General features: G+C 39.6%; 7 protein-coding genes. 4 read left to right on the forward strand and 3 right to left on the reverse strand.

Features of this window, described 5'->3' with window-relative positions; genetic code table 11:
* The first annotated feature begins 66 nt into the window (after nt 1-66).
* Together nrdB and yfaE are read left to right on the forward strand one after the other, a co-directional pair.
* Complete coding sequence (gene nrdB, locus L1D46_RS18460; RefSeq protein ID WP_130051426.1) at nt 67-1,197, forward strand: class Ia ribonucleoside-diphosphate reductase subunit beta; 1,131 nt, start codon at nt 67-69, stop codon at nt 1,195-1,197.
* Nucleotides 1,197-1,469 (forward strand): class I ribonucleotide reductase maintenance protein YfaE, encoded by a 273-nt coding sequence (gene yfaE, locus L1D46_RS18465; RefSeq protein ID WP_130051425.1) that lies wholly within the window; start codon nt 1,197-1,199, stop codon nt 1,467-1,469. The genes nrdB and yfaE overlap by 1 nt, the downstream gene beginning before the upstream one ends.
* Here the strand turns inward: yfaE and L1D46_RS18470 are convergent.
* Nucleotides 1,466-1,993 (reverse strand): YaeQ family protein, encoded by a 528-nt coding sequence (locus L1D46_RS18470; protein ID WP_130051424.1) that lies wholly within the window; start codon nt 1,991-1,993, stop codon nt 1,466-1,468. The genes yfaE and L1D46_RS18470 overlap by 4 nt on opposite strands.
* Before the next feature lie 154 nt (nt 1,994-2,147).
* Here L1D46_RS18470 and L1D46_RS18475 point away from each other — a divergent pair, with 154 nt between their 5' ends.
* Nucleotides 2,148-4,550: a TonB-dependent receptor gene (locus tag L1D46_RS18475; protein ID WP_130052286.1), complete on the forward strand. Its 2,403-nt coding sequence runs from the start codon at nt 2,148-2,150 to the stop codon at nt 4,548-4,550.
* A gap of 98 nt (nt 4,551-4,648) precedes the next feature.
* On the opposite strand, the gene glnS is transcribed toward L1D46_RS18475, so the two are convergent.
* Nucleotides 4,649-6,316 carry a glutamine--tRNA ligase gene (glnS, locus tag L1D46_RS18480; protein WP_239978010.1) on the reverse strand — a complete coding sequence of 556 codons (1,668 nt, stop codon included), beginning with the start codon at nt 6,314-6,316 and terminating at the stop codon, nt 4,649-4,651.
* 228 nt (nt 6,317-6,544) lie between these two features.
* Between glnS and L1D46_RS18485 the strand changes: the two genes are divergently transcribed.
* Complete coding sequence (locus L1D46_RS18485; RefSeq protein ID WP_239978011.1) at nt 6,545-7,615, forward strand: DUF3083 family protein; 1,071 nt, start codon at nt 6,545-6,547, stop codon at nt 7,613-7,615.
* 49 nt (nt 7,616-7,664) lie between these two features.
* On the opposite strand, the gene argA is transcribed toward L1D46_RS18485, so the two are convergent.
* Entirely contained in the window at nt 7,665-9,005 is a 1,341-nt protein-coding gene (argA, locus tag L1D46_RS18490) for an amino-acid N-acetyltransferase (RefSeq protein ID WP_167657603.1), read from the reverse strand.
* Between the last annotated feature and the right edge of the window lie 93 nt (nt 9,006-9,098).

Raw genomic sequence — 9,098 nt, forward strand, 5'->3', positions numbered from 1 at the left:
ATTAATAACATAACAAAAGCGGGCTCATTAGCCCGCTTTGTCCTGACTGTTTTTTGAGAAATCACTATGTCTTATACAACTTTTAGCCGAAATCATAATAACCAATTACAAGAACCGATGTTTTTCGGCCAAACGGTAAACGTGTCACGTTACGACCAACAAAAGTACCCTATCTTCGAAAAGCTAATCGAAAAGCAACTTTCGTTCTTTTGGCGTCCTGAAGAGGTTGATGTAAGTAAAGACCGTCTTGACTTCCAAGCATTACCAGATCACGAAAAGCACATCTTTTTAAGTAACTTAAAATATCAAACTTTACTTGATAGTGTGCAAGGTCGTTCACCTAACGTTGCGTTACTACCAATTGTGTCTATTCCTGAGTTAGAAACGTGGATTGAAACATGGGCGTTTAGTGAAACGATTCACAGCCGTTCATACACACACATTATTCGTAACGTGACGCAATCTCCTGAGCTTATCTTTGATGATATCGTAAGCAACGAGAAAATCAGCGAGCGTGCTGATGCCGTTACTAAATATTACGACGATTTAATCAACATGATTTCTGTTTACAACCTTTACGGTGAAGGAAAACATGTAATCAACGGTGAAGAAGTTAAAGTCAGTTTATTTGACCTTAAAAAGCAACTTTATCTTGCTATGATGTCGGTTAATATTCTAGAAGCTATCCGTTTCTATGTTAGCTTTGCCTGTTCATTTGCATTCGCAGAGCGTGAATTAATGGAAGGTAATGCGAAAATTATCAAGCTAATTGCACGTGATGAAGCTCTACACCTTTCTGGTACACAACACATCTTAAACATTATGCAAGAAGGTAAAGACGATCCAGAAATGGCCATCGTTGCCGCACAATGTCGCGAAGAAGCGATTCAGATGTTTGTTGAAGCAGCTGAGCAAGAAAAAGATTGGGCAGAGTATCTTTTCAAAGATGGTTCAATGATTGGTCTGAACAAAGATATCTTATGTCAATACGTTGAATACATCACTAATGCCCGTATGACTGCAGTAGGCCTACCAGCTCAGTTCGAAAGTAAGAGTAACCCTATTCCGTGGATCAACTCTTGGTTAGTATCTGACAATGTTCAAGTTGCCCCACAAGAAGCTGAAATTAGCTCTTACCTTGTAGGTCAAATTGACTCTCAAGTTGATGCATCTGACTTTGGTGACTTCGACCTGTAATGAGCTCAAACACAACTGCAGAGGTTATCCTTGCAGGAACAGACAGCCAGAATCTTGAATTTGATTCTGGCTGTTCATCTCTCCTTGAATGCCTAGAACAACACAAAATAGATGTCCCCTACCAATGCCGTGAAGGCTATTGTGGCGCATGCCGTGCTAAATTAGTCGAAGGTGATGTGAGTTATAATCAAGAGCCACTCGCGTTTGTGCGGGCAGGTGAAGTATTACTATGTTGTAGTAAACCCAATGGAAAAGTAAAACTTGAGCTTTAATGCCATACAAGCTCGCTAGTTTGGTAGAAATTTTCTTTATCAGAGACACTCACCATTTGCTGATCAATTGTAACATCCCACTGTAGATTTTTAGTTAAATGACTCGCCAACTGCTCAATGAAGTTATCATCAAACGCAATTAAATGACCATTACTGATCAGCTCCAACTGATGTTCATTTTCTTGTAACCAATTGTTGTTTAATGTTGTTACAACCCAAAGCTCGTCAACTCTTTTAGCTATTTTATTGAGTTGTAAAATATCCGGTTGGTCAACAGCAAGCCATGTTTGATAATGCTCATCTAATGCTTTTATTGACACATCCGGTTCGCCATGACTGAACTTTGCATTCAGCATCGCTGTTTCGTTGTGTGAAAATAAGCAATAACTTAAAAGCTTAAGAACAAAGTGTTGATAGCTTTCACGACGGTCACAAGCAGTAGTAAACACCTCTTTGTGATTGCGGTGCTCTCTTAAATCAGCAATGGTGAAATTTGCTTTAAAGACTCTATTTTTATCAGACATAAGATTTAGCCATCCAAAAGTAACAGCCTAAGTATAGTGTATGGTGTTAAAATCGCGACTTAATGGAAAGTTATAGTATAACGTTATTGCGATTGAAAAATTGCAGTGTTATATTATAACGCAACACTTAACAACAAACTTAGAAGTAGTAATGATGAAACAAGTTTCAATTCTTTCTAGTGCTGTTGCCGCTGCGCTGTTTTCTCAATCCACAATGGCTGCTGTGATCACAGGTCAAGTATTAGATAAAAACCAACAACCTATCAGCAATGCTGAAATACACGTACACGGTAAATCTCAAAGCGTTGTTACTGACAAACAAGGTCAGTTTAAAATTGATGTAGACAACCAAGGTCAACTACACATCAGTAAAAATAATTTCATCGATAAACGCATTGCTATTAATGGTGACGATCAAAACCTAGTCGTTACACTTACACCTACTTCCGTTGAAACGGTTGTTGTTTATGCATCAGCACTTCATAAGAATAGTCTTGAGATGATTTCGCCAGTTAATGTATTAGCGGGCGATGAACTAAAAGACAAGGCTAAACCTACACTAGGCGAAACACTAAAAGGTTTACCCGGTGTTAATGCAAGCTATTTTGGCCCTGTATCTTCTAGCCCAATTATTCGTGGTTTAGATGGTCCGCGTGTAAAAATCACCCAAAATGGTCTTGATAGCAGCGATGCATCACGAATTGGTCCAGATCACGCAACATCGAACGACAGCTTAGCAGCTGAGCAAATCGAAGTACTTCGTGGCCCTGCTACCCTACTTTATGGCTCTGGCGCAATTGGTGGTGTGGTCAACGTAGTTGATAACCGTATTCCAACGGATAACATTGATACTTTAACAGGTGCTGCACAATACACTCACGATACGGTATCAAATACCAACACTTATGCTGCAAAACTTGAAACCGGTAACGATGGTTTTAACTTCCATTTTGATGGTACTAAGCGTAAAGGTCATGACTACAAAACACCAACGTTCGAGCTTCCTGAAGAGCATGACGAACATGAAGGTGAAGATCATGAAGAACACGAAACAGCTAACAGTGTTGAAAACACCTTTATCGATAGCCAAACTGTTAACTTTGGTACAAGTTATGTTGGCGACCACCTAACACTGGGTGTTTCTTATGGTCGTATCGAAACTGATTATGGTATTCCTGCTCATTCACACCATCATCATGCGCATGACGAGCAAGATGAACATGAAGACGAGCATGATCAACATGAAGAACCTGTTTTCGCTCAGCTAGAGCAAGATCGCTGGCAAGGTTACATGAGCTATGCACTTCATGATAACTGGATTGAAAATATCTCACTACGCGTTGGCTACACCGACTATAAACATGCAGAAATTGAAGATGGTGCAGTGGGAACGGTGTTTACAAACAAAACAACTGAAGCACGTGCAACCGTTGAGCACAAGTTAGGCCTTTGGCACGGTATGGCAGGTTATCACTACACTGAGTCTGACTACGATGCAGATGGTGAAGAAGCTTTTACACCTGCAAGTGTGACTAAAACAAACGCAATTTTTATGCTTGAAGAGCGCCAGTTTGGTGATGTGACCGTTGAGCTAGGTGCACGCCTTGAAGATTACCAAATCGACTCTGCTGTAAGCATGGCTGAGCATCATCATGATCACGATCATGAAGAGGAAGAAGAGCACCATGACGAAGAAGCTGAAATCATCAACTACAGTGAAGATTTCACAAACCTGAGCTTATCTGCAGGTGCAATTTGGCAATATCAAGAAGGCCAAAGTGTAGCTTTAAGTGTGTCTCGTTCTGAACGTGCGCCACTAAGTGCTGAATTACTGTCAAACGGTGTTCATATCGCAACAGGTACCTACGAGCTTGGCTTAGGTTATCATATTGAAGACAGCGAAATTCATTTTGAGCCAGAGGATATCGAGCAAGAAACTGCAACCAACTTTGATTTAAGTTTCCGCCGTTTTATTGGTGATTTTGGTTATACAGTTAACTTCTTCTATAACGACATTGAAAACTACTACTACCAGCAAAATACAGGCTTGGTATTTGATGAAGAGCATGGCTTAGAATCTGCAGCTGAAGCAGACGAAGATGCAATGGCGGTTTATCAGTTCAGTAGTAAAGATGCAAAATTATACGGCATTGAATTTGACGTACACTATCAAGTAACGCCAAGTGCCTTAGTTAAAGTGTTTGGTGATTCAACAACTGCTAAACTAAAAGATGATGAAGGTTATTTACCTCGTATCCCAGCTAATAAACTAGGCTCTGAATTACAGTACACAATTGCTGATTGGAAATTTAGCCTAACAGGGACTCATTATTTTGAACAATCAGACATTACTGCTTACGAGACAAAAACTGACGGTTATACCCTGTTTGATGCATCAGCAAACTATCAACTTGACCTAGGTCCTGTGGATACACAACTTTATATCAATGTTGACAACTTAACCGATGAATTAGGCTTCGTACACAGTTCATTTATTAAAGAAAAGGCTCCACTACCAGGTCGTAACTTCAGCCTAGGTATTCGTGGCTATTTTTAATCTGATATAACTTTTAATAGTTATAAAAAAACCCTTTCACTTTAAAAGTGAAAGGGTTTTTTATTAAGCTTAGAAACTTAAACAATTAGTAAAGGGGTTTAGCCTTTCTGTTCAATCTTCGCCCATGAATCTCGAAGACCCACAGTTTGATTGAATACTAATGAATCTGCTTTGCTATCACGACAGAAATAGCCTGTACGCTCAAACTGGAAGCCCTGCTCTGCTTGTGCATTTGCAAGCGATGGCTCAACTTTAGCATTTTCAAGAACCACAAGTGATTCAGGGTTTAGTGTTGCGTTAAAGTCTTCCGCAGCCGCTGGGTTTGGTACGTTAAATAAACGGTCGTATAAACGAACTTCAGCTGTGATAGATTCACTTGCTGATACCCAGTGAATTACACCTTTAACCTTACGGCCATCACTTGGGTTTTTGCCCAGAGTTTCAGGATCGTAAGAACAGAAGATAGTCGTGATTTCGCCATTTTCGTCTTTTTCAACGCGCTCAGCTTTAATTACATATGCACCACGTAAACGTACTTCTTTATCAAGCACTAAACGCTTGAACTTGTTGTTTGCTTCTTCACGGAAGTCTTCACGCTCGATATAAAGTTCACGAGTGAAAGGTACTTCACGGCGACCCATCTCTTCTTTATTCGGGTGATTTGCAACAGATAACGTCTCTACTTTATCTGCGTCATAGTTCTCGATAACAATCTTCACTGGATCAAGAACAGCCATTGCACGAGGTGCATGCTCATTTAGGTCTTCACGGATACATGCTTCTAACATGCCCATTTCAACCATGTTTTCTTGTTTAGTGACACCGATGCGTGAACAAAATTCACGTACTGAGGCAGGTGTATAACCACGACGACGTAGACCAGCAATCGTTGGCATACGTGGGTCGTCCCACCCTTCAACATGGCCATTAACTACTAAGTCGTTTAATTTACGCTTAGACATAATGGTGTATTCAAGATTTAATCGTGAAAACTCGATTTGTTGCGGATGACACTCAAGGCTGATGTTATCTAATACCCAATCGTATAAACGACGGTTATCTTGGAATTCAAGCGTACATAATGAATGTGTGATGCCTTCTAGCGCGTCGGAAATACAATGCGTGAAGTCGTACATTGGATAAATGCACCATTTGTCGCCCGTTTGGTGGTGATGAGCAAAACGTACACGGTATAAAATCGGATCACGCAATACCATAAATGAGCTTGCCATGTCGATTTTTGCACGCAGTACACACTCGCCTTCTTTGAATTCGCCATTTCGCATTTTTTCAAAAAGCGCTAGGTTTTCTTCAACTGGCGTGTCGCGGTAAGGACTGTTTTTACCTGGTTCTTTCAAAGTACCACGGTATTCTCTTGCTTGATCAGGAGATAAGAAACATACATATGCAAGGCCTTTTTCGATAAGCTCAACAGCATAACCATATAAAGCATCGAAATAGTTAGATGAATACTTAATTTCACCATCCCATTTAAAACCTAACCACTGCACATCTTCTTTAATTGAGTTTACGTAGTTGATGTCTTCTTTTTCTGGATTCGTATCATCAAAACGTAAATTACAAAGACCTTGATAATCTTGGGCGATACCAAAATTCAAACAAATAGACTTCGCGTGACCAATGTGTAAAAAACCATTTGGTTCTGGTGGAAAACGCGTGTGTGTAGTCGCATGCTTACCGCTTGCGAGATCTTCATCGATACGCGTTCTAATAAAGTTACTTGGGCGATTCTCAATTTCCGCCATAGGAGCATAATCCTCTGAATATTGCATGGTGACAAAACTAATGCATTATTACAAAAACAAACCCTAACATACAGTAGTAGAATCATGTTTATTGAAGATATTAAGTCGATTGTTGAATACATAGTTCACAGACTCAACAAAAACGGTAAAAAAATTGTTCTAACGCAATAAAATGATCATTGACTAACGATATAGTGCCACTAGTTTCACTACCAATAAGGAAAAAAGATGGCTTCGCTCAATCAACACCGAGTCTATATTCCAAGCTCAGCACGTGCAAATCAGTATGTGTTAGTTGAATTTAAACCTACTGATGAGTTTTTTGCCCAGTTCACAAATGTTAGCTGTGCTTATAAGCGTCTTGCAAGGGAGTTATTTGCACTCTGTGATGAGTATGAATTACACAACGTTCACTTAATCGCTAACGATAAACTGCCGGTGGTTCGTTACCATGATGAGGCGTATAGTTTAGAAACCGCGAAACAAATTTTATTTTTCTATAACCCTCAATACCATGAAGCACACAATGTGTTTGCTGATGGTGAACAAAAATGCAAAAAAATTCGTTTATTGTTCTTGGCGACTGGTGAAGATATTCGCGCTAATGCGGCAAGTTTTCATCATAATGTGCAGCGAGTAATAAACTCTTTACAAGAAAAGATATTAAGCAATCAGCCAGCTTTAAAAGTTCGTGATCACCAACACCTTACTTATGATTTATTTGCTAAAGCAAAAGGTCACAAAGAAAGCTATGGTTATAAATTACGAAGCTTGTATCCTCGCTTTCAATCTCGCCAATGTCATTTACCAACTGAACACAGTGAGATAGCTTATGCAGGTTTTTCGATTCCTGTGACTCGTGCTATCAAAACTCAATTTCAACATATGTTGAATGAAGAGAATTACACCGAGTTTTATCAATACATTTTTGATGCGTTTAAACGTGCTTGTGATAAACGCGGATTAACACTGGGTGCATTTATCGCTAATGGAACACGACCTATTGTCCGAAATAGTAATATTGATAACGCACAAAGTAACAGTGAACTACAAAAGTTAACCTTTGATTGCAGCTCTGAGCAAGTACAATTACAACAATATTGGAATGCAAATCAACTTGTTGATTCACTGCATTTCATAATAGCAGCAGCAGACAAAGACAAACATGACATTGGTTATGGCAAGTTTATGAATCATGTACAGAGTGCGATTAATGAAGTGACAGATGAACTGGCATTTAATCCAACTCGTCAAGATTTACGTGTTCGTTTTTATCAGCACATAAACTATCAATACTAACTAAGTTTAGTTTAATTAATCGAGGTGACGTATTCACGTCACCTTTTAATTATCGATTATTGCTTAGCTTAGTTAAGTCTAGTCGTAGCACCTTAGAACGACGCTCGTAGTTATAAAGTGCTTTTTTCTTTTCAGGTAATTCATCAACCGTGACCAGTTCAAAGCTTTGCTCTAAAAACCAATGAATACTACGGGTGGTCAACGCAAATAAATGCGAATAACCTGCACGTTTGGCTTTATTAATAATAAACCGCAGCAGAAAACTGCCACGGTCTGCATCTCGGTACTGAGGATGAACAGCAAGACTTGCAAACTCCCCCACTTGTTCATCTGCAAACGGATACAAAGCCGCACAGGCAATGATAAGCCCATCACGTTCTATCACAGTAAATTGTTCAATTTCAATTTCAAGCTGCTCACGAGAACGGCGTACTAAATACCCCTGCTGTTCAAGTGGCCTGATAAGATTAATAATACCGGTAATATCAGAGATGCTAGCACTTCGTAATTGTTCAGAGCTTTGCGGCGCGATTTGTGTACCAATACCATCTAATGAGAACAACTCTTGTAGTAACGCGCCGTCTTCTTTATAACTAACTAAGTGACAACGATGCACGCCACCACGGCAGGCATCAATCGCCGCTTGTAAGAAAACCGTTGCACTTAAACATGCATCTGGTTGATTACGATAACTTGCTAATAGTTGCTCAGCTTCATTTGGCATTAACTCAGCAATCGCTTCACCATTTTCATCTAAAATACCAGCTTCTTGGCAAAACCCGAGCATTTTATCTGCACGAAGCTTTAGCGCTACTTGTGTTGCAATTTCTTCTGCAGTTAAGTTAAAGCTTTCACCGGTAACCGATGCCGCGATTGGTCCAAGTAATACAATACCGTTGTTATCTAATTGATGGCGAATCCCCGCGACATCAACACGTCTTACTCTACCTGAATGATGATAGTCTACACCTTCATCAACCCCTAAAGGTTGAGCAATAACAAAATTACCACTCACTACATTTAGAAATGAACCTGACATAGGAGTACTACTTAAAGACGTTGATAAGCGCGCAGTAATATCGAATTGCATAGCACCCGCGACTTTTTTAATGACTTCAAAAGTTGCATTATCAGTCACTCGTATCTCATTATGAAACTGACTAGTTATGCCAACTTGTTCAAGTGCCGCATTAAACTGTGGACGAGCCCCAAATACTAATACAATCTTAATACCAAGACTGGTTAGAAGCGCAACATCATTAATGATGCTACGACAACCAGACTGGTCAATCGCCTCTCCGCCAAGCATAACAACGAAAGTTTTACCGCGGTGAGCATTAACGTATGGGGTTGACTGGCGAAATCCATCTACCAATTCTGTGGTACGCACGTAATATTTACCTTATTAAAGTCGAGTGTTTTAATAAAAACAGATATACAAGCCACAAGTGTAGAGAATTTATATTCACAAATAAAGCATTAT

The organism is Pseudoalteromonas sp. Isolate3 (genome assembly GCF_022398505.1).
Taxonomy (GTDB): Bacteria; Pseudomonadota; Gammaproteobacteria; order Enterobacterales; family Alteromonadaceae; genus Pseudoalteromonas; species Pseudoalteromonas apostichopi.